The organism is Sphingobium sp. CFD-2 (assembly GCF_024611135.1).
Lineage (GTDB): Bacteria > Pseudomonadota > Alphaproteobacteria > Sphingomonadales > Sphingomonadaceae > Sphingobium > Sphingobium fuliginis.
On sequence record NZ_CP084406.1, the window covers coordinates 225,439 to 247,624 of the forward strand.

The window sequence follows — 22,186 nt, forward strand, 5'->3', positions numbered from 1 at the left end:
CGCGGGGCGCACCATCTTTCAGGAGCATCGCATGGCTGAACCGAAGCATCCGTTCCGCGACGATCTGGACGATCAGTCCGTCCTCCACTCCACGGTCACGCGCAAACCGATTGTCGGCCGCGACAGGATATTGCGGACGATCCAGGCGGCCGGCGCGTCCTATGACCATATGCGTCCGACCTATCATGAAGCGATCGGCAACAGGAGCTTCGCGGAATATGACGCGAGGATCGCGGGCGGCCGGAACTTCACTGCGTGGCGGCGATCACCCGGAAGGAATCGGGCGCGGTGGAGACCATTGCCTTCCCGCGGCTAAAGCTTCCCCCGATGGGCAGTTCCCATCTGGCGGAGCAAGAAGGCCAATAAGGCGAAGGCAAGCCACCCTGACTTCTTCAGTTGCTCGTTTCGGTCTTTCCCGACTCCGCCTCTGAACTGTTGGCGAAGCGGCGACGCAAGGGAATGCGGGTATCGACATCCGCGACGCCCAGCCGTTCCTTGACGGATTTCCGCGCCCGCTGGAGGATTTTCTCCGCGGTTTTCAGGTCGGTCGTCATCCGCGCCATTACCAGCGCGCCCAGCGCTTCGGAAAAGGCGGCGTTCGCGGCCTCCTCGGGATCGTCGACCCCGGCGCGCTCCAGCAGCCGGGTCACGCCGCCGATCAGTCCGCGCATGCCATTGCTCAGCCGCCCACGCCCATCCTCCGAAAGATGGGCCAGCTCGCTGGTGAGCGACGGGATCGGGCACCCCGTCTCCGGATGGCTGCGATGGGTCATCGACAGATAGCCGTCGAAGAATTTGGCGATCGCCGCGCGGGGCTCTCCGACATCCAGCAGGCCCAAGAACCGCTCATAGCGTTCGTGGAACATATGCTCGACCGCATGGGCGACCAGATCGTCCTTGGACGCGAAATGGGCATAGAAGCCGCCGACGGTAAGCCCGGCCGCGGACATCACATTCGCCACCGCCACCCGGTCAATACCCTGGCAACGGATCGCCCGCGAAGCCTCCGTCAGGATGCGCTCCCGCGTACGCGCCTTATGGTCGCTTGGATATCTCATGCATAATCCCATAAGTGACCTGACCACAGCCGCTTACAGGAAAAAACGCGCCTCTTTCCCAAATGACTGTTTGCAGCCAACATAATATTATGGCCGTTCAGTTCAAGGGGTTTTCCCAAGGAGCGACCTACTCCGCTGTCAATCGTTGCATCCGGGCCAGATCGGATTGAAGACATTAGGCGACCAGCCGATATTCGGTGTCATTGACCAGCCGGATCGCGCCGCCCCCGCCTCGAACGTCTAGATCGGCAGAATGGCAGCCGAAAACCTCCACCTCCAGCAACAAGCTGCCCGGACGGAAGCCGCTCTGCAAGGTCGGCTCCAACTGCCGGGCCGCTGGGCCGCCCATTTCGCCTATGAATGGGTACGCAAGGACGATGTCAGGATCGACACCGATCTTGTCGACCTCTTCGAATTCAGCGAGACTTCCGGATTGATCAAGAGCCTGAAGATCATCTTCGACCGGTAATCCCGCGCGCCTGCCTTCCGGGCCACGCTCCCCCGGCAGAGCTTTGCGTACACGCAAAGACTGGCCCAACCCGGCCGGGAACGGCTATGATCGGCCGGAACCATTCAGGAGCCCGCGACCATGCCGAACCCCAGTCCCTGGCAACATCATCGTCAAGCCGGCCTGGCCGACGACATCGATTTCGAGATCAAGGGCCAGGAACTGCAATTTCTGGAAATAGAGCTCGATCCCGGCGAAAGCGCCGTGGCGGAGGCCGGCGCCCTGGTCTGGAAGGACGCGGCCGTCGGCATGACCACCGTCTTCGGCGACGGCAGCGGCGGCAGCGACGGCAGCTTCATGGGCAAGCTGCTGGGCGCGGGAAAGCGGCTGGTGACGGGGGAAAGCCTGTTCACCACCGTCTTCACCCATAATGGCCGGGGCAAGGCGCGGGTCGCCTTCGCCTCTCCCACTCCCGGCGCGATCCTGCCGATTCGCCTCGACCAGGTCGGCGGGCGGCTGATCTGCCAGAAGGACAGCTTCCTCGCCGCCGCGAAGGGCGTATCGATCGGCGTCCATTTCCAGCAGCGGATCATGACCGGCCTGTTCGGCGGCGAAGGCTTCATCATGCAGAAGCTGGAAGGCGACGGCTGGGTGTTCGTCCAGATGGGCGGCACCATCGTGGAGCGCGAACTGGCCCCCGGCGAACAGCTTCACGTCGATACCGGCTGCGTCGCCGCCTATACCGACACGGTGGATTTCGACCTGGAGCGCGCGGGCGGCGTGCGCAGCATCCTGTTCGGCGGCGAAGGCCTGTTCTTCGCGCGCCTGACCGGGCCGGGCAAGGTGTGGATACAGTCCCTGCCCTTCTCGCGCCTCGCCGGCCGCATGCTGGCGGCGGCGGGCAGCCGCGGCGGCCAGAATCGCGGCGAAGGCTCCGTGCTCGGCGGCCTGGGCGACCTGATCGGCGGCAATAATTAGCGCATCATGCGCAAAAGTGGGAACCGGTTTTCCGCTCAAACCGATGCGACAGAAACCCAGAGCGCGCGTCCCGCGCCCGATTTGAGCCATCGCGCGCCATAGCCGTCCGCCGCTCTTCCCCCCACCCCCAAACCCCACCGCAAGCCCCCATCGGCGCGCCGCACAACCGGCCCGCCGGTGGCGCGCCCCCGCGCATGACCGCCCTCCCCCTTGAGCCGATATGTGCATGAACATCGACACATGACGCCCGCAGCCTTTTCACGGCCATGAAAATCCATTATTATTCAAAGCCATAGCGGACGAATCCGCACCAACCATCTTGCGAACCCGCAACGGCGCCGGGGCAATCCGCCGTTCCGGGAAGGAGGTTCAACAAAGGCGGCACAGGGCCGCTCAACAACGGGGTCGTACCATGCGCATTTTCTCTCTTCGCCCGCTTGCGGGCGTGCTGTTCGCGTGCGTGCTCATATTCTGCATGAGCGAATGGGGCCTGTCCCTCACCGCCGACACGGAAAAAATCTCCGCACCCACGCCAGCGGTGAAAGACCCGCCGGGCATCGCCTCCATCCTCACCAACGGCTTTTTCGGCCGGACCGCCAACCCGACGCCACAGATCGACTTCTCCCGCCCCTCCCCCAGCCCCTGGACCACGGCGCTGGGCAGCAGCAATCCCGCCGCGCTCTTTCCCGCCGCCGCCGCCGCCGCCCGAACCGGCGGCCCGGCCGGGCGCGCCGCCGGACCAATGGCGCCGGCCAGCACCATGCTGGCCCTCTCCACCGCCGCCACCACCGCGCAGCCAGGCGATTTCGCCAATTTCGACTTCGCCGGCGGCACCCGCTATCCTGAACAGGCGACGGCGTCGGTCGGCCCCGCCTTCTACCGCCCCGGCGCGACCGTCGCCTATGTGCCGATCACGCTCGACCGCCCAACGCCCAACACCGTGATCGCGCGGGTGATGACGGAGGATGGACCGGGCCTCGTCCGCGGCGTGGCGGGCATCAACTATCGAAGCATCTACAAGGCGGTGATCTTCCGCCCCGGCGACCCGCTGACCAAGACGGTCTCCGTGCCCATATTGCTCGGCGTGCCGCAGGCCGACTTCATCGTCCGCTTCGTGGAGGCCCCATGGGGCGGCAAGATGGGCACCGACCGCGCCTTCGTCCAATGCGATTTCCAGCAGGAACCGACGGCGGAACAGGTGGCGGGGCGCGAACCCCGCACCTTCCAGCCCACGGGCACGCTCCAGTGGAGGATGAGCCGCGAAACCCTCAAATGGTCCGACGCCGGCCATGACAAGGCCTGGTCGACCAAGCTGCCCAATGGCCGCTCGCAACCGGGCAATCAGGAAACCGGCATCTATCTCGACGGCTGGGTCTATCGCGACTATGGCATAGAGGCGCCCCTGCGCTACACGGACGATGGGCTCGTCATGCACACGCAGAAGCTGAAGCAGCCCATCGCCTGGGACGGCGTCCCCTACGACTATGGCGCGGTCGTGCTCAGCGGCCACAACACCCGGCCGGTGCAGATCGGCTACGGCCAATATGAATTCACCGCGAAGATGCCGAACCGGCGCGGCTCCTGGCCCGCCTTCTGGCTGATCTCCACCGCCGGCTGGCCGCCGGAAATCGACATTTACGAAGGGTTCGGCTTCGAAAGCTGGTGGGATTTCGACCGCTACACCGCCAACACGCTGCACGGCGGCGCCAACATCACCCGCACCTTCCAGCAGGGCGTCTTCATGAACACCGAAGAGGTCTACGGCATCGGCGGCTTCACCACGGGCTTCCACAGCTTCGCCGTCGACATCCAGCCCGACTATATCACCTGGTTCATCGACGGGAAGGAAACCTATCAGGCGGTCAATCCCTTCGCCGGCTTCCGCTGGTACCCGATCATGAACGTCGCGGTGAAGACGACCGGCGACTATGCGGACGGCGCCGGCGACATGATCGTCCGCGACATCAAGGTCTATGCGGACGGGGGCTGAACGAAGGGGTCGCGCGGCCAGGCGCGACCATCCCACCCCCGTTCGGGCCCGACGAATATTCGGCAACCCCTCCGCCTTCATGCTCCCGCCCCGCGCGGGAGCATGCGACGGATCGGGAAGACCGCGCCCCTCAGAACTGATCGAAGATCGACCCCATGCGCGGACTGAACAGCCGGTCATAGGCCTTCAGCAAGGCCCCGTCGGTCATCCCGGCGATATAGTCGCAGATCACCCGCGGCGCCTCCTCCCCCGCCCGCACCAGCGCCCATTGCTCGGCCGGCAGCAGGGTCTCCGGCTCCGACGCCAGCGCCTCAAAGACGGACACCACCATCTTCTGTCCCTTGAACTCCAGTTGCTGCACCCCGGCGCTGCGGATCACCTCCTGATAGACCGCGTTCCTCAGCGCGCCCAGGAACCGCGCCGGCCCCTCCTGCATCCCCGCGCGGTATCGGACCAGCGGCTCCTCGAATTCCTCCCGCGTGTCGATGCGGCAATGGGTGATCAGGTGATGCACCATCCGTCCGATGCAGCGCTTTCGCCCGCCGTCCTCGCCGAACAGCGCCCCGACCAGCCGCTCATAGACATTATTCTCGGATTCGCCCGGATATTTCCGCTTGAGGTGGACCAGGAAGGACGCGCATTCCTCCTCCGGCACCAGCCTGCGAAAGGCCTCCTCCCCGATCAGGCGCAGCGCCAGCGCATCCTCCAGGTCATGGACGCCGAAGCCGATGTCGTCGGCCACGTCCATGATGCTGCAATCGAAGGATTTGTGGATCGCCCGGTGGTGCCTGCCGACCTGCGGCTCGATCGCCGTGAACGCCTCCCGGTCGGCGCTCGACAGCGGCGCCAATATCCATTGCACCACCTGCCTTTCGCTGTCGAGATAGCATTTGGGCGGCTTGCTGGCGGCCCGGTCGATGATGCGGATGGAAGAAGGTCTGTCGCTCAGCCGGGGCGCGCAGGCGGGATTGCAGGCCTGCGCATAGGGGACCGGATATTTGAGCACGCCCAGCAGCGTCCGCCGCATGAGATTGGCCCCCGCCCCGGCCGAAAACTTCTCCAGCCGGGCCAGGATGCGCAGCGTCTGGCCATTGCCCTCGAACCCGCCCGCCTGCCGCATGCAGTAATTCAGCGCGACTTCCCCGCCATGGCCGAAGGGCGGATGACCCAGGTCATGGGTGAAGCCGATGGCCTGGATCAGGCTGTGGTCGGGCAGATGCGGGATCGCCGGGTGGTCGGGGAAATCCTGCCGCAACTGCCGCGCTATGCCGCCCGCGATCTGCGCGACCTCCAGCGAATGGGTCAGCCGCGTGCGATAGAAATCGCTGTCGCCCAGGTTCAGGATCTGCGTCTTGCCCTGCAGGCGGCGGAAGGACGCGGAATGGATGACCCGCGCATAGTCGACATCCGCTTCATTGCGGGCATCCTCGCTCTGCGCATGCCAGTTTTCCTGCCGTTCATACCAGTTCATGCCACTCTTCTCCGGCGAATCCCGACCGCCTGTCTCTTGGCCGGAATATAGGCCGCTTCTCCCGCGCAGGGGCAGGAAAACCGATTCATGCCGCTTCCTCCATGCCGATCCTCATCCCACCCCGCCCTCATTTGCCTATTTGAACTATTTATGCCACATCTATCCCAAACAAGCTTCAACTTCGCGCAAGAGGGCAGGAATGAACGCAGTGGTGACCCAGATCGGCGATCTGGCGGAGGCCGGCGAAAAGATGGTCGAACGCCTGCGGCGCAAGGCTTTTCTGCCGGATAGCCGCAAGGAACTCAACATCCGCTTCGGCATCGCCGAAGCCGCGCAACTGCTCGGCTGCTCCACGAATCGCATCCGCATGGCGGAGGAGGACGGACGCCTTCCCCCTGCCCCGCCGACCGAAAACGGCCGCCGCCCCGGCTACAAGGTGGAGGAACTGCTGAACATGCGGCAGGTGCTGGGCGCCTCGCCCGAACGCGCCCCGCTGGACATTCCCGCCATCATCGCGGTGCAGAATTTCAAGGGCGGCGTCGGCAAGTCGACCGTCACCACCCATCTCGCCCATTATTTCGCGGTGCAGGGCTATCGCGTGCTGGTGGTCGACTGCGACAGCCAGGCCACCACCACCACGCTGTTCGGCTTCAACCCGCATTTCAACATCCAGCGGGAAGAAACGCTCTACCCCTATCTCTCCATCGACCCGACGCAGGTCGACCTGCTTTACGCGGTCAAGCACACCGCCTGGCCCAATGTGGACCTCATCCCATCCAATCTCGAACTGTTCGACGTGGAATATGAACTGGCGGCGGCGGGCAGCGACGGCGGCTCCGTCCTCGCGGCGCGCTTCCGCAAGCTGAAGCAGGGCCTGATGGACCTTGCCCGCCATTATGACGTGGTGCTGCTCGATCCGCCGCCGGCGCTGGGCACGATCAGCCTCGCCGTGATGCAGGCGGCCAATGCCCTGCTGGTGCCGCTGGCCGCGACCACGCCCGACTTCTGTTCAACCGTCCAGTTCCTCTCGATGATGGATCAGGTGATCGGCCAGTTGCAGCAGGCGGGGATAGAGGTCGACTATCAGTTCGTCCGCCTGCTCTGCTCGAAATTCGACAGCAACGATCCCAGCCATTCGATGGTCCGAGCGATCATGGAACAGAGCTTCGGCCCGGCCCTCCTGCCCATTCCGATCCTCGACAGCGCGGAAATCAGCCATGCCGCGCTGCGCATGATGACCGTCTATGAACTGGAAAAGCCGATCGGCACGCCGCGCACCCACAAGCGCTGCCGCGCCAATCTGGACGAGGCCATGGGCCAGATCGAGGCGCTGGTGCGTCAGGGCTGGGGCCGCGTCGCCCCTGCGCGGGAAGAGGACATCGTCAATGCGGCATGAAGCCCCTTGCTGTATGTTCATGATATGTTCCCGTTTTGCCGAAAGGGAATGCCATGGCGCGTAAGCAATCCGACTATCTGGCCGCCCTTCTCTCCGACGAGCCCGAGGCGGCAGCGGCAACGCCCGTCGAGCCGGAGGAGGCAGGCCCGCCCGCATCACCCCCTTCCCCCTCCTCTGGCCCGGCCGCGCCGCGTCAGGATCGCGCCCGCGGCACCACCCTGCTCGGCCGCGAATCCGCCCTTGCCCGCCTGGCCTCGGGCGAGGTGCGGCAGGTCACGCAATTGCTGCTCGACCCGGCGAAAGTCCGGATATGGAGCGGCAATGCCCGCCTCTATGCGCATCTCAACGAGGAAAATTGCCGCGAACTGATCGACTCGATCATCGCGGAAGGCGGGCAGAAGGTGCCCGCCGTGGTCCGCCGGATAGAGGGCGATCCCGATCATGATTATGAGGTGATCGCCGGCACCCGCCGCCATTGGTCGATCAGCTGGCTGCGCGCCAACAGCTATTCCGACATGATGTTCGTGGCGCAGGTCGCCCAGCTCGACGATGAGGCCGCCTTCCGCCTCGCCGACCTCGAAAACCGCGCCCGCAAGGACGTCTCGGACCTCGAACGCGCGCGCAACTATGCCGATGCGCTCAAGGCCCATTATGGCAGCCACCTGACCCGCATGGCCGAACGGCTGAAGCTCTCCAAGGGATGGCTCAGCAAGATGATCAAGGTGGCGGGCATCGAGGACGCGGTGATCGACGCCTTCGCCTCCCCGGCCGACGTCCAGTTGAAGCCCGCCTATGCGCTGGCCCAGTCGCTCGACGACCCCAAGGGCGCGCCCGCCATCCGCGCGGAGGCGAACCGCCTCGCCTCCGAACAGCGCGCGCTGCGATCGGCGGGCGCCGCGCCCATCCCGGCCTCGGATGTGCTCAAACGCCTGCTCGACGCCCCCCGCGCCGCCCAGTCGGCCCCCAGGGAAGAACCCTTCACCTGGACCACCCGCTATGGCCGTCCGGCGCTGACGGTCCAGTCGGTCAACCGCCAGGGCATCACCATCCGCCTCCACGCCGGTTCGGGCGCGGACATGGAAACGCTCGCCACCGCGCTGCGCGACACGCTCGAACATCTCGAACGGCAGGGCATGGGGCTCCAGCGCTGATGGAAAGCGGGGGGCACAGGACATATGACGGAAGCGAAAGGCCGGTCCAACCGGCGGCTTCCGCCCTGCCCCCCGTTTCCCCGGGGAAACATCAGCCCCTTGTCCCCGCCGCCCCATGGGAAACACGTCCGCTGTTTCCCCGGGGAAACAGCCGATCCCCCATCCCCCCGGCCACCAGCCCGCCCTCGCCGGCATCCCCGGCCAGCGCCGCCAGCTTGGCCTGGCCGCCGCACGACCGCAGCCACGCATCGGCCCCCATCCCGACATGCGCCCCTCATTCCATAACTCCCGTCCATTCTCCGGAACGTTCATGGAATAGCCCCCGCGCGCCCCTCCCCTCCTCTGCCGCATCACGCCATGGGCTGACGCTCATCTTCAGGACCCGCCCATGACCCGCGCTTCCAGGACCGAGATCACCGACCAGTTCGAACTCTTCCTCCCCTATATCGCGGACATGCCCCTGCGCGACCAGCGCGAGATGATGGAGCGCCCCTTCTTCAGCCTCGCCAAGTCCAAGCGGGTCAAGCCGATCGACTACACCTCCCCCGACGGCAAGGCCTGGGTCCATGTCTCGGCCAATCCGGACTATGGCATGGCCACCATCTGGGATGCCGACATATTGATCTACTGCGCCTCCGTCCTGGCCGACATGGCGCGCCGCGGCCTCAACGACATCCCGCGCAAGCTGCACCTCATGCCCTATGACCTGCTGCGCGCCATCCACCGCCCGACGACCGGCCGCGCCTATGAACTGCTCGGCCAGTCGCTCGACCGGCTCGTCTCCACCACGATCAAGACCAACATCCGCGCCGAAAACCGCCGGGAAGCGACCTTCAGCTGGCTCGACGGCTGGACCCAACTGGTCGACGAACGCACCGAACGCTCCCGCGGCATGACCATCGAACTCAGCAACTGGTTCTATGAAGGCGTGCTGATGCAGGGCGGGGTGCTCAGCATCGACCGCGCCTATTTCGACCTGACCGGCGGCCGCGAACGCTGGCTCTACAAGGTCGCGCGCAAACATGCCGGCGGGGCGGGGGAGGGGGGCTTCGCCATCTCCATGCCCACCCTCTTCGAAAAGTCGGGGGCCGAAGGCGCCTATCGCCGCTTCAAATTCGAAATCGCCAAGATCGCCGAACGCGATCCCCTGCCCGGCTATACGGTCGAACTGGAACAGCCCGACGGCAAGCGTGAACCGTCGCTCCGCATGCGCCGCCGCCCCCAGGCCGATCCGCTCCCGGCCGCAACCGTCGCCCGCCGACCGGCGACGGCCTCGCAATCCACCCCTCCCAAGACAACGCCGTCCCCCGCACCAACCGACGCCGACATGCTGGTCGATGCCGGCAGCATGATCCGCCGGACCCTGGCCGGAATGTCCGCCAAGGCCAGCGCCGGGGAGATCACGGACGCGACCATGGCGACCCTGCGCGCCGACTATCCCGGCTGGGACTATCAGACGCTCCATCAGGAGTTTCGCGACTGGCTCGAAGCCGACCCCACCCGCACGCCTGTCAACTATCAGAAGGCGTTCATCGGCTTCGTCCGCCGCTTCCACGAGAAGAACCGCCACCGCCTCTAGAGCATCGTGCGCAAAAGCGGGAACCGGTTTTGCGCTTAAAAGGATGCGACAACAAAAGCCTGGAGCGCGCGGCCTGCGTATGATTTAACGCAGCGCGCTCCAGAGCGGGTTTCGCTCCGATTCCATCAGGTCGCCGTTCCACATTCCCCGTCTTCCGCGATTCCCGCCAGATTCGGAACCGGTCGCCTGGAAATCGCTCCAGAGCGCGCTGCGTTAACCGGACGCAGGTCGTCACATCCTTTCAAGCAGAAAACCCGCCCTTCGATGCCGAGCCGCATCCCAAAAGGCAAAGGGCTCGACCAAAACCGCCCCAAAACCCGCATATCCCGACCCTGCTATTCAGCCGACGCACCCCATGCCCAAGCCACGCCGAAATGCCGGGGAGGGCGTTCCCGAAGTGTCGGGTAGCGCTGATCGGAAAGAACAACCCGTCGCACACCCCGATACCGGACCTCAATCCGCCCCGGAATTTGAACGTCCTTTCCAACACCCCCCTCCAATATGATTCAATCCCCCACCGACCAACAACGGCAAATCGCATGCTTCGACACTCCGGGAACACCCTTCGCCCCTTTAGGAACGTTTCCCCGACATTTCAGGAACGCCAGCGTCGACACTATAGGAACGGACCAACGATCCTATGGGAACAGCCAACCAACGCCGACTCGTGCTCTTATGGCGATTCGCCCCCCACATCCCCGCCCGGTAACTCTTTAACTTTCCTAGAAACCTTATAACCTGGGCGAGACATATTTTTGGCGAGAGACTGGATGGGAAGCCTCGGGCAGCGCCGTCTAATACCGCTCTTTCAGTCTTTCGACCTGCGCCACCAGTTTCGTCGCGCCCTGGTGCGAAACGCCCAGCAGCCGCGCGACCGCCATCTTGCTCAGCCCCGGATAGGCCAGCTCAAGCCGCATCAGTAACGGGGCCTTGCTCCGCCGCGTCACCTCCAGTTCCACCGGCAGCCGCGCCAGCTTCGCCTCCAGCCGATCCAGTTCGATCAACCCCTGCGCCGCCTGGCGCGCGACCATGGCGGCAATCTCTCCCGCCAATGAAGCGGCATCATCCGGCAGGAAGCGCGGCAGGCCGACAAGGCAGGGCAGGCGACGCAGGCTGAGCCCCGCCGCCACAAAGGCGCCGGGAAGATGGCAGGCAAGCACCCAGCCCATATCGAACCGTCGCGGATCGATGCGCCATTGCCGCCCGTCGGCCGTCGTCACCAGATGCCCCTCGGTGACGGGCGTATCGAGGCTCCCCCTCGCATCGATCAGCCGCTGCGCGACCGCCGGCAGGGTGCCGGCAGGGTAGGGGGCCTCCAGCAGCATCTGGGCCATGCGCCACGCCGGGCCGAAGCGGACCAGATCCTCGGGCGCCCACAATCCCGCCTCCTTGCGGTCGTCAAGCAAGGTGCGGGAGATGTTGAGGGTCGCGCGCGCGACCGGGTCCCGGTCATCGCCTGCCGACAGCGCAAAATGGAAGAGCGCGGCGACGGAAAGCGGATCGTTGAGCCCCTCGCTATGGCGCGGCGGCGGCGTCCGCCCGCAAATCCAGTTCTGAAGCTCCGCAACCGACACCGGCACGCCGGCAAAGCCCGACAGCATGGAGGCGCCCTTCAGCCTTGCCCTGGCCAGCCACACATCGGTCGCCGGGCTGTTGCAAAGCCGCCCGTCGAGCCGCCCGAGAAGAAGCAGAGCATGATCCGGCGAGGCTGAAAAATCCTGCATTTCTCATGGATAGCGCAAGACGGACTACAACCAAAGAGGCGAGTTGGTTGTATATGCTATGATGGTGGGAAGGCAGGCTGCTCCGCCTGATCGCCAGCGAATGGCCACGCTCTTTCTTATGCCATAACGCAGTAACGCCCGCCAGCGTCAATCGAACATCCAAAGTGGGGACCCGAACAAAAGCCCTGAAATAAGACGACGCCCCTCTCGGACACGTCCGTCGGGTAAAGGCGAAAGGGGGAAGGGCATCCAACCGATCCGCAAAAGGGGAACAAAAGAGGAAACAGGGCTATTTTGCCCTGGGAGGCCCGTCAGGCGCCGGTGACGAGTGAGATATAGACAAGCTCGTCGCCATCGGCCTTTGCCTTTCAGAGAGCTTCCCAGCCTGCCCAAATTTTAGGCAATAGGCCCATCGATCTGTTCTCCCGGCCCACAGGAACAATGCGCCGGCTGCCGTAGCTCCTATCCTGCTCGGGATCGCGAACGTCATAAAGCCGCACGCGATGGATAGGGCGGCATCGATTCACCCCACGATGACCTGCTGCGGAGGAACTCATCATCATATCAAAGGAGCAGGAACGGATGCCGCAACACGCCCGGCCTATATTCCGATCGCCCCGACGGGAGCAGGCAAGGGCACCGCCTGATCGACCGGACAACTGAAAGCCCCCGCAGAGGATCATGGGATATATTCATGATCCAGTGCAGCAATCATCACCGGCATCCGGCCTTTGACAATCGCAAAACGGAGTCAGGCACGACCAAAGCCCGTCCAAGGCCATTATAGGGCATCCCAATTGAAGAGCCCGTTATCCCGAGAGCATGGAGCGATGTCATCCAGCGAAGACTTTCACCCATCGGATCATCTTGCATTGCTGCAAAGCTCGAACGTTGCATCGCAAGGCAAGGGCACCTCAATTGTAGTAATGGAAACGGATAGATCAACAGTTCAACCCGCTGCCACCATTCTCACCGCCTCCCGGTAATTGCGATTGCACAGCGCGACTTTCAGATAGCCTTGACCCCGCCGCCATCAATAAAGTCCAGCCCTCCTCAACCGCATCCTTGAAAGGAAAACGCCCCGAACGACATTTGCGTCGTTCGGGGCGTGATCTTGGTCGGCGGTCCGGATCGTCCGAACCGGCCAGACGTACAATCAGGCTTTTTCGGCCACAGGCGCCTTGGCGGACTTGGCTGCTGGCTTTTTCTTGGGAGCGGCCTTGGCGGGCGCCTTGGCAGGCGTTGCCGCCTTGCTTCCCGCCGCTGCCTTTTCCGCGGGCTTGGCAGCAGCCGGAGCGGCGTCCTTCTTCGGCGCGGGCGCCGATGGCGTAGCGATGGAGAGGCGCTTGCGCGATGCGGCGGGCTTGGCAGCCGGAGCCTTGGCGGCGGGCGCCTTGGCAGCAACCGGCTTCGCCTCGGCGGGCTTCGTTGCGGGCGCCTTTGCCGCCGGGGCTTTCGCTTCCGCAGGCTTGGGAGCGGACGTCTTCGCAGGGGCCTTGGCCGCCGCCGGCTTGGCAGGCGCTGCCTTTGCAGGTGCTGCCGTTGCAGGCGCAGCCTTGGGAGCAGCGGCCGCCTTCGGAGCCGCTTCGGCCGGCTTCTTGGCATTCACCGGCTTGCGGCCAAGGCCAAGCTTCGTCGCGACGGCGCGCCGCGCTTCCGAATAGTTGGGCGCGACCAGCGGATAGGACTTCGGCAGGCCATAGCGTTCGCGATAGTCATTGGGCGACAGGCCATGGCTGGCCAGGTGGCGCTTCAGCGTCTTGTACGGCTTGCCGTCGATCATGCTCAGAATATGTTCGGGCGAAGACAGGCTTTTGCGGACCGACACGGCCGGCGTGTAAGTCGGCGCCGCCGCCTCCTGGGGCTTTGCGGCAAGATCATCAGTCAAGGCCAGACGCGTGGTCCGAATGAGGTCGGCAAGACCTTCGCTCGCTACATTATTGTTGGAGACAAAGGCACTCACCAGCTGAACAGTGAGCGTCGTGATGTCAGGCTGGTTGTTTTCAGACATTGGCCCCGCTTCCCATCTTTGAGTAATAGAAACGGCCTTTTGCGCGGTTTTGCGTTAAATGTAAATCCGAAACGACTTGACAGCCCGTCCGCATGCTGTCGAACAGGAACAAACAAGCTCATTTTGTTTCGAGATGGGACAGGCTGACCGCGCAATTCCGTCCGCCGGGGTGGAACCATCTTCGCCATATCATTCGCCAGTCAACGGCGCGAAGGCAGGGCGCCTTGAACAGTATAGGCAGGCCGCTCATCTATATTCGCCTGCCCAATACCAGTGTTCGACCGGCGGGCGACAATATTTGTCGACAGCGAAACCTGTTCTGCACAAAAAAAGGCCGGTCTTTCGACCGGCCTACTGAGTTTAGGAGAGGATGCCTGAAAGGCACCCGCCAAATGGCGCGCCGGACCTCCAATGGCAAATGCGAAGCGCGGCGATGTGATTGCGTTGCGCGCAATTCCCGGCGCCGGCTTCATATCGCACCATGTCGGAATGCCCTGCCACGGACGGCGCATCGTTCAGGGCGAACGCTTCGCGACGAACGTCCACGCCGTGCGACGCACCCGGCAAAGATCACGCATATGTCTGAAAAGGGCAGGGCGGGGGTCCATCCCGCCAGACTGGCGCGCGCCCCGCCGGTACGACAGGGGCGCGCCATTCGATCAAGGAAGGGATGGCGGCCCGTTCGTCCGGGCCGATCCTTCCGATCTTGCGTCGATGAAGACTTGGGCGGCCAGGCGCGGCCGCCGAAGATCGTCTTCAGCCGTTCAGCTGGTCCTTCACGGCCTTGGCCGGGGTAAAGGTCAGCTTCTTCGAGGCGGCGATCTGGATCACGGCGCCGGTCGACGGATTGCGGCCTTCGCGAGCGGGCTGGTCCTTGACCTTGAACTTGCCAAATCCGTTCAGCGAAACTTCCTCGCCCTTCGCGGCGGCACCGGCGATGGCGGAGAAGACGCCGTCGACATATTTGCGCGCGTCGGCCTTGGTCAGGCCATGGTCGGCGGCCAGTGCTTCGGCGAGTTCAGTATTGTTCATGATGATCTCCCTTTCGTGGACGGATGGTCTTAACCTGTCTCTTCGCACTCAACTAGCCCCTTTGCGACCGGCGAACAGCGAAAATCGGCAGTAAAATCGCGTTATTGGCGCTTTCGGATCGGAAAATGACCCCCGACCGGAGCCTTCGGGCCGCCTTTCCCGCCGGCGGCGACTCCTCCGCCCGGGTTCCGATCCGCCGCACGAGCAGGCATTTCGCCCGTGAAAAGGGCCCTCCGGGCGGCTGTTCCGCCAAAATGGTCGCAATTGTCGCGCGCGCCGCCCGCGCCATGCCGGGGGTGGACCGCCAAGGGCGGGACTTTGGCCCGACGCAGCCCTTTTACAAAAGCTTGCGGATAGAACCGATCCGGTCGCGGTTGCAGATGAAGGCCGCGTCATTTTCTCCCATCCTTCCTGCACGGCGGCCCCTTGCGGCCGGAATGGCGTGGGACGATGTGGCGGCAGAGCATGGCGGGGATGGGGTGGTGCAGGCGCGCGGCGCGGGCGGTCGCGGTGGGCCTCGGGCTGATGCTGGCAGTCCCTGCGGCGGCGCAGGACGCAGCGCACGGCCAGCAAAGCGCCGCCCCGATCATCGACCGCGACCGCACCGACCGGCTCGAACCGCAGATCGCGCCTCCGCCTGTCGCCGCGCCGCGCCCGGCGCCCTCGGTCCAGGTCGCGCCCGCGGCTTCCTCCGCGGCCCAGACGCTGCTGACGCGGCTTATCTATAGCGGAACGACGCTGCCCAAATCCCGCCTCGATGCCGCCACTTCCCCCTTTATCGGTCGGCCGCTGACCGGTGAAACGCTCCAGGCCATCGCTCATGCGATCAGTGCGACCTATGCGAAGAGCGACATCGCCTTCTATTCCGTCTCCATTCCGCCCCAGCTGCCTGGCGGCGGCATCCTGACCGTCCGTCTGGTCGAGGGGCGGGTCAGGGATTATCGCCTCGCGGGCATGTCGCCCAGCATGCCCGCCGGGCTGATCGCCGCGCATATGCGCCGGCTGATGCGGGACGCGCCGCTGCGCAAGAGCCGTCTGGAACGGACATTGGCGCTGCTGCGCGACATTCCGGGGCAGACGGTCGATGCCCGGCTGCGCCAGTCGGGCGCGCCCGGCGATCTCCTGATCGACCTCATCGTCAAGCGCAAGCAGGTGCAGATCGGCCTCACGATCGACAATAGCGGGGTCAGCAATGTCGTGCAGGGCGTGCAGGCGCAGATGTCGGTCACGGTCAACGGCCTTGCGCGCGAAGGCGACAGCACCCGCATCGCCGGCTACCTGCCCTTCTATCCCGACCGCTACCAATATTATTCGCTCAGCCACAGCACGCCCATCGGCAGCAATGGCCTGACCCTGGCCGCGCAGGCCGCCCATGTCGAAACCCGTTCGCGCGACAGCAGGACGACGGGTGAGGCGACATTGGCCGGCCTGACGCTCAGCTATCCCGTGCTGCGGTCGACAAAGTCCCAACTGTCGGTCACGGCGTCCGTCGACGGCATCGACAGCGACAATTATTTCCTCGACATCCGCTTCGGGGATTACCGGTCGCGGGCGCTGCGCCTGGGGGCTTCCTGGTCCCGCGCCGACGCAAGGAACGGCTATGCGGTTTCCACGGTCGTCAGCCAGGGGATCGACGCGCTGGGCGCCCGGCCCTTCACCGGCTTTTCCGAAACCGGCTTCACCAAGGTCAATGTTCAGGCCATCGCAGTGAAGGGGATCAGCAGCAAGCTCAGCCTCCGGACTTCGGTCAAGGGCCAATATTCGAAAGACGATCTTCCGGTGACGGAGCGCTTTCCGCTGGGTGGCCGGGGCGCGGGCATGGCCTTTCGCACCGGAACGCTGACGGCGGAACAGGCCCTTGCCGGCAGCGCCGAACTCTCATGGTCGCTGCCCGCCCGGTCGCCTGTGCTGAAGGCCAGCGCGCTGTTCGTCGCGCTTGACGGTGCGCTGGCGCATGGCACGGCGCGGCCTGCCTACCGCCTCGCGGCGCGGGACTACAGCCTTGCATCGGCGGGGGGCGGGCTGCGGCTGGGCCTGGGCGCGAAATGGCGGGTCAGCGCGGAAGTGGCCGTGCCGGTCAAGCGGCCCGACCCGGCCCTCAGCCGCAAGGCGCGGTTTTTCTTCGGGGTGGGGCGGGCATTTTGATCCGTCCTTTTGCGAATACGCAAAAACAAGAAAATGGGAGGCAAGACAATGAACAATGTGTGGGAGGTATGGCCCTCGGCCCTGACCGGGGCCGAATGCGACGCCATCGTCAAGCGCGCGGCGCTCTATCAGCCGGAAAGCGCGACCGTCGGCTTCGCGCAGGCGGTGCGCAGCGATCATGCATATCGCTCGTCCACCATAAGCTGGCTGGACGTTCATCGCGACAAGGACATTGTCGACCGGCTGATGCAGTTCGTCCATTCTTCCAACCGCACCAATTTCGGGATCGACATCGCCGGCCCCTATGAACTGCAATATACCGAATATCATGGGCGGGCTCAGGGCAAATATGACTGGCATCAGGATGTGTGGCTGGAATCCTCCCGCCCCTTCGACCGCAAGCTGTCGGTGGTGGTGCAACTGTCCGACCCCGATGAGTATGAGGGCGGCGCCTTCGAATTTTTCGGCCTTCAGCAGCCGGGCGTCAATTTCGCGCCACGCGGCAGCATGCTGATCTTCCCCTCCTTCCTCCAGCATCGCGTCCTGCCGGTGACCAGAGGCGTCCGCCGCAGCCTGGTGAGCTGGATCGAAGGGCCCCGGTGGCGCTGAGCCAATCGACATTCAGCCCTGACGGCCTGCAAATGACGCTTTTCCGTGCTTCCGGTGCTCACCTATTTTGAGTAGGCTGCGCTCCGGGTCACGGAAAAACACCCTTTTACCTTCGGTGGCCTTCGGCTCGGCTCGTCATCATCTGAATGTCGATTGGCTCTAAGCCGCCGCTGACGGTCCGATCCTCCTATCTCTGATCTTCCGGCGATCGAACCACGATCGGCGCGGTCCGCATGGATACGCGCCGACCGCAGCCGCAACCCATGCCTTCCGTCGCCGCTTCGAAGGAAAATGGACCATATCGGAAGCAATCCCGCGAAGGACGATTTGCTTGCCCTGAACCCGGCTTTGCGGACGAGCGACCTTAAGGATGCCGCCAAAAGCCGCCAGATATCCGGATTCCCTGATCTTTCGACCGGCCTTGCGCAGGCGGCAACAGGCTTTTGCGCGCTGAACCGGGACCAATATCGGCAAAGCCGGCCGTTCTGACCAGACCGGTTTCTTCTTGACGCGGCGATAAGGACCGCCGGGCCTAACTTGCTCCCGTTGCGATCTGCTCGCAGGAAAACAGGGAGTCTTGCAATGCCACGTTATGGATCGGTCCGGTCGGGACGGCACTATCTGCTGTGCGCCACGGCGATACCTCTTCTTTTGCTCAGCGCCTGCGCCGACGGCGTGGGCTTCGACATAGGGGCGGGCGGCGGCCAGTCCCCCTCCGGTCCCAGCGGCCCGACAGGTCCGACAAGTCCCACTGGCCCGACCAACCCGTCCGGCCCCTCGGGTCCATCCGGCCCGTCCGGTCCTTCCGGTCCCTCCGGTCCCAGCGGCCCCACGGGTCCGGGCGGCTCCGCCGGTCCCGCCAGCCCAACCGGCCCAGCAGGCCCGACCGGCCCCTCCGGTCCCGTGGGCCCCGGCGGTCCGACCGGCCCAGGCGGCCCCACTGGACCCACTGGCCCGACCGGCCCCGGCGGCCCGACTGGTCCTGCCGGACCCACCGGTCCGACCAGCCCCACCAGCGGCGGATCGATCATCGGGGCTTCCATCGGCAATCTGCCGGTGGTCGGGCCCACCGGTCCCGGATCGCTGATCGGCGTCAACGTCCTGCCGGGCGACAGCCAGGCGACCGGCAGCGTGGCCACCGTCGATCTGCTGACAGGCGACGGCACCGTCGCCCAGCTCGCCCTGCCGACCACGCCCCAGAGCGTGCAGCAGGGGCTGGCGCCGGTCGGCACGCTCGCAGGCGGCCTGCTCGGCGCACCGGCCGGGGAAGCGGTGACGCAGCTCACCGACGGTCTCTCCCCCACGGTGGCGGCCGTCACCTCGACGGTCGGCCAGCTCACCACGCCGCTGCTCGACACGGTCAACGGCGCGCTCTCGCCCGTCACCGGTCCGCTGGTGGGCGAAAATGGCGTCCTCGCCCCCGTGACGGGGCTGATCGAAAATGCGGTGGGCGGCCTGACCGGCGCTCTGGGCGGCGTCGGCGGCGATCCTTCCGCCGCGCTGGGCGGACCGCTTGTCGGCGCGAATGTCGGCGGCAATGTCCTGACCGGCGCCTCCACGCCCGGCACGCTTGTCGGGGTCAACCTGCTGCCGTCGGACGGCGGCGCGGCTGCCGGACAATTGGCGACGGTCGATGTCCTGACGCAGGGCAATCTGGTCGACATCGCCGTGCCGACGACCGCGGCCGGGGTGGAGGCCGGATTGCAACCGGTCGGCAACCTGGCCGGGGGTCTCCTTGGCCCGCAGGCCGAAGCGACCGTCACTCAGGTCACCAGCGCCGTCGCCCCCGTGGTCGCGGCCGCCACCAGCACGGTCGACAGCGTCGCCGCGCCCCTGCTCGACACCGTCAACAGCCTGGCCCCGACGCTGCCCGGAGGAGAAAGCGGTTCCCCGCTCGCGCCCGTGACCGGCCTGGCCGGCGGCCTGCTGGGAGCAGGGGAGGGGACCGGCGGCAATGCCCTGGCCCCCGTCACCGGCCTGCTGAACGGCGCGCTGGCCCCGGCGACCGGATCGGGTTCCGCCACGGCGCCCGTGACCGGCCTGCTCGGCGGGCTGCTCGGCGGCGGCAACTGACGCGGCGGCGCGGCCCGCCATGGTCCTCATGCATGGCGGGCCGCACGCCGACGATGCTCTCCCCCTATAGCCCCCGGGGGAAGGGCGGGGGCGAGGAGGCAGTGGGCGCACTGCCTCCTCAAACCGATTCCGAACGCAGGCCGGCACGCTTTGCGTTCACGCAAAAATCTTCGCCAAAGGGGAATATCATCTTGCCGAACCGCCTTTTCTTCATCCGCCGCCTGATCGATGGCGCTGCGGCCCTGCTGCTGCTCAATGCCCAGCCCGCCATGGCCGGTCCCTACGCGCCCTATGCCGCAACGTCGGGCGAAACCGCGGTGGGAACGATGCTGGACGCCGCGACGCGCGCACCCGGCGGCGACCGCGCGGCCATGCTCGCATCGATCGACGCCCTGCCGACGGCCGCGGCGCGTGCCGATGCGCTGGGCCAGCTCTCGCCGCGCAGCTATTCCCTGCTGCCCCGCCTGTCGATCCAGTCGATGGACGCCGCCGACCGGGAAATCCGCTCCTGGCTGGCCGAACGGCGCAGCATCGCCATCGATGCGCCGGCCGATGTTCCGGCCAGCGGCGACCGCACCATCACCGTGATGCTGAGCGGAGGGATAAAGCAGGCGAGCTATAAGGCGCGCGTCGACCGCCCCGAAGCGGAATCCGACAGCCGGTCGCTGCGCTTCGCCGTCGATGTGAAGCCCGTGCCCGGCCTCATCGTCGGCGCGACCCTGGGCATCGACGGCATCGACGCCCGGCTCGACCCGGCGCGGCGCCCCCGCATCAGCCAGTTCAACAGCCAGATCGGTTCCTATGCCAGCTATAGCGACGGCCGCTTCTATGTCGACGCGACGGCGGCCTATACGCTCTCCGAATATAAGCTGCGGCGCCAAATCGGCTGGGCGGGCTTTACCGGGCGGCTGGTGGCGCCCGTGGACGGCGACGGCTGGGCCGCATCCGGCGAGGCGGGCGCGATGCTGCGCGCAGGCCCGGTCCGGATACAGCCCTTCGCCGGCCTGCACCATCGCTATGCCGATGTCAGCGGCTTCGTCGAAAATGGCGGACCCGCCGCGCTGGAGGTCGCCGCCTTCCGCACCAGATCGCTTCGCGGCGCGTTGGGCGCGCGCATCTCCGCCAATGTGACGCAAGGCGGCTGGACCCTCCGCCCCTCGGTCGAGGCGCAATGGCAGCGCGAACTGCGCAGCCGCCCCGACAGCCGAATAGAGGCCCGCTTCGCCACCCGCGACTTGCCCATCTTCACGCTGCGTCCCACCCGGCTGGCGCGTGACGCGGGCTTGGTGAATGCCGGGATCAGCGCGACCTGGAACAACCGCACCACCTTCCGCCTGGGCTATGCGGGCGAGTTCGGTTCCGACCGCCATGTCCACGCGGCGGCGCTGACGGTCGGACGGCGTTTCTAGGCAAAGGGGATTGCTCCGAAACGAACCGGATTCCGCGCCACAATCGTGCATATCCCGCTATTGCGTGGGCCTGCTCACGCAAAGGAAGTGATCCATGGCCCGCTTCATCCGCGACATATTGGCGACCCTTTCCCACGAACCCGCCGGCAGGGGCCCGCCCGATCAGCAGGCGCTCAGCCGCCTCGACCAGCGGCTCGCGCCTTTCGCGGACAAGGGGCCGGGATCGCGCGGCACGATTTCGATCCAGCCGGACGAATGTTCGGTCTGGGACGGCAATCCGCGCGACCAGCCGGGACTGACGGCGGACGGCTGCCGGTCGCTGATCGATTCCATCGCCAGCGAAGGCGGCAACCGCATCCCCGTCCTCGTGCGCCTCAATCCGCCGGGTTCGGACCGGCCCTACCAGCTTCTGGTCGGCAGCCGCCGCCGTTTCGCCGTGGACTGGCTCAACCATAATGGGCGGCCGGAAATGCGGCTGGCGGCCCTGGTCGTCGACCTGTCGGACGAGGAAGCCTTCCGCCTTGCCGACATCGAAAATCGCGAGCGGGCGGACATCAGCGAACTGGACCGGGCGCGCAGCTATCAGCATGCGGTCGAACGCTTCTACGGCGGAGTGCAATCGCGCATGGCCGAAGCGCTCACCCTTTCCAACAGCCAGCTAAGCCGCCTGCTCGCCTTGGCGCAATTGCCGGAGGAGGTGGTGAACGCCTTCGCCACTCCCGATGAATTGCGCGTGCGCTATTCCGAAATTCTGACCCCGCTGCTGCGCCGTCCGGACCAGCGGGCGCGCATGATTGCCGAAGCGCAGTCCATCGGGGAACAGCAACAGGCGCTCGCGCGGGATGGCGGCCGCATGCTTTCCCCCGCGACGGTGCTGGCCCGGCTGCGCGATGCCGCCACGCCGCAGCCTTTGGAGGAAGCGCGCGACATGGCGATCGTCGCGGGCGGCGCGCGCATCGGCCGCCCCCGGCCCGGTCGAAGCGGCGGCCTGACCATCGACCTCAGCATATCGGAGGATGCCGATCTGGACGAACTGCTGGCGCGGCTGCGCGAAACCATCGTGGCGGCCCGCGCCGCGCCGGTCATGCAATAGGACCGCAATCGCTTCCAGC

At 65.7% G+C, this 22,186-nt stretch carries 17 protein-coding genes; 12 read left to right on the forward strand and 5 right to left on the reverse strand.

The genetic code is table 11. From position 1 onward, the window contains the following. The first annotated feature begins 31 nt into the window (after positions 1-31). Entirely contained in the window at positions 32-316 is a 285-nt protein-coding gene (locus LDB29_RS21315; RefSeq protein WP_257557680.1) for a hypothetical protein, read from the forward strand. A gap of 76 nt (positions 317-392) precedes the next feature. Here the strand turns inward: LDB29_RS21315 and LDB29_RS21320 are convergent, their stop codons facing one another. Then, positions 393-1,058, reverse strand: coding sequence for a TetR/AcrR family transcriptional regulator (locus LDB29_RS21320; RefSeq protein WP_257557682.1), 666 nt, complete (start codon positions 1,056-1,058; stop codon positions 393-395). Positions 1,059-1,311: 253 nt separating this feature from the next. Between LDB29_RS21320 and LDB29_RS21325 the strand changes: the two genes are divergently transcribed. The 3 genes from LDB29_RS21325 to LDB29_RS21335 all read left to right on the forward strand — a co-directional run bounded on the left by LDB29_RS21325 (position 1,312) and on the right by LDB29_RS21335 (position 4,474). Continuing rightward, entirely contained in the window at positions 1,312-1,527 is a 216-nt protein-coding gene (locus LDB29_RS21325; protein WP_025551439.1) for a hypothetical protein, read from the forward strand. A gap of 120 nt (positions 1,528-1,647) precedes the next feature. Further along, on the forward strand, positions 1,648-2,484 hold the full coding sequence (locus tag LDB29_RS21330; RefSeq protein ID WP_025551437.1) for a TIGR00266 family protein: 837 nt from the start codon (positions 1,648-1,650) through the stop codon (positions 2,482-2,484). A 412-nt stretch (positions 2,485-2,896) separates the two neighbouring features. After that, on the forward strand, positions 2,897-4,474 hold the full coding sequence (locus LDB29_RS21335; RefSeq protein WP_257557685.1) for a family 16 glycosylhydrolase: 1,578 nt from the start codon (positions 2,897-2,899) through the stop codon (positions 4,472-4,474). Between the two features lie 130 nt (positions 4,475-4,604). Here LDB29_RS21335 and LDB29_RS21340 read toward each other — a convergent pair whose 3' ends face one another. After that, entirely contained in the window at positions 4,605-5,945 is a 1,341-nt protein-coding gene (locus LDB29_RS21340) for an anti-phage deoxyguanosine triphosphatase (RefSeq protein WP_257557687.1), read from the reverse strand. A gap of 199 nt (positions 5,946-6,144) precedes the next feature. Between LDB29_RS21340 and LDB29_RS21345 the strand changes: the two genes are divergently transcribed. The 3 genes from LDB29_RS21345 to LDB29_RS21355 all read left to right on the forward strand — a co-directional run bounded on the left by LDB29_RS21345 (position 6,145) and on the right by LDB29_RS21355 (position 10,071). Continuing rightward, positions 6,145-7,341 carry an AAA family ATPase gene (locus LDB29_RS21345; RefSeq protein ID WP_013054122.1) on the forward strand — a complete coding sequence of 399 codons (1,197 nt, stop codon included), beginning with the start codon at positions 6,145-6,147 and terminating at the stop codon, positions 7,339-7,341. Between the two features lie 53 nt (positions 7,342-7,394). Further along, a complete protein-coding gene (locus LDB29_RS21350) occupies positions 7,395-8,492 on the forward strand; it encodes a ParB/RepB/Spo0J family partition protein (RefSeq protein ID WP_061937162.1) in 1,098 nt (365 codons plus the stop codon). A gap of 388 nt (positions 8,493-8,880) precedes the next feature. Next, on the forward strand, positions 8,881-10,071 hold the full coding sequence (locus LDB29_RS21355) for a replication initiator protein A (protein ID WP_257557693.1): 1,191 nt from the start codon (positions 8,881-8,883) through the stop codon (positions 10,069-10,071). Positions 10,072-10,865: 794 nt separating this feature from the next. On the opposite strand, the gene LDB29_RS21360 is transcribed toward LDB29_RS21355, so the two are convergent. From LDB29_RS21360 to LDB29_RS21370, 3 genes are all read right to left on the reverse strand, one after another. Further along, complete coding sequence (locus LDB29_RS21360) at positions 10,866-11,795, reverse strand: hypothetical protein (RefSeq protein ID WP_257557694.1); 930 nt, start codon at positions 11,793-11,795, stop codon at positions 10,866-10,868. Between the two features lie 1,156 nt (positions 11,796-12,951). Continuing rightward, complete coding sequence (locus LDB29_RS21365; RefSeq protein ID WP_257557695.1) at positions 12,952-13,806, reverse strand: MucR family transcriptional regulator; 855 nt, start codon at positions 13,804-13,806, stop codon at positions 12,952-12,954. Between the two features lie 756 nt (positions 13,807-14,562). Beyond that, complete coding sequence (locus LDB29_RS21370; RefSeq protein WP_007684484.1) at positions 14,563-14,838, reverse strand: HU family DNA-binding protein; 276 nt, start codon at positions 14,836-14,838, stop codon at positions 14,563-14,565. Positions 14,839-15,288: 450 nt separating this feature from the next. On the opposite strand from LDB29_RS21370, the gene LDB29_RS21375 reads away from it, so the two are divergent. The 5 genes from LDB29_RS21375 to LDB29_RS21395 all read left to right on the forward strand — a co-directional run bounded on the left by LDB29_RS21375 (position 15,289) and on the right by LDB29_RS21395 (position 22,167). Beyond that, positions 15,289-16,983 (forward strand): ShlB/FhaC/HecB family hemolysin secretion/activation protein, encoded by a 1,695-nt coding sequence (locus LDB29_RS21375; protein ID WP_257557696.1) that lies wholly within the window; start codon positions 15,289-15,291, stop codon positions 16,981-16,983. 48 nt (positions 16,984-17,031) lie between these two features. Beyond that, a complete protein-coding gene (locus LDB29_RS21380) occupies positions 17,032-17,592 on the forward strand; it encodes a 2OG-Fe(II) oxygenase (RefSeq protein WP_025550470.1) in 561 nt (186 codons plus the stop codon). 582 nt (positions 17,593-18,174) lie between these two features. Continuing rightward, complete coding sequence (locus LDB29_RS21385; protein WP_257557698.1) at positions 18,175-19,665, forward strand: hypothetical protein; 1,491 nt, start codon at positions 18,175-18,177, stop codon at positions 19,663-19,665. A gap of 191 nt (positions 19,666-19,856) precedes the next feature. Further along, positions 19,857-21,074, forward strand: coding sequence for an autotransporter domain-containing protein (locus LDB29_RS21390; RefSeq protein ID WP_257557700.1), 1,218 nt, complete (start codon positions 19,857-19,859; stop codon positions 21,072-21,074). 94 nt (positions 21,075-21,168) lie between these two features. Beyond that, on the forward strand, positions 21,169-22,167 hold the full coding sequence (locus LDB29_RS21395) for a ParB/RepB/Spo0J family partition protein (RefSeq protein WP_025550476.1): 999 nt from the start codon (positions 21,169-21,171) through the stop codon (positions 22,165-22,167). The last annotated feature ends 19 nt before the right edge of the window (positions 22,168-22,186 follow it).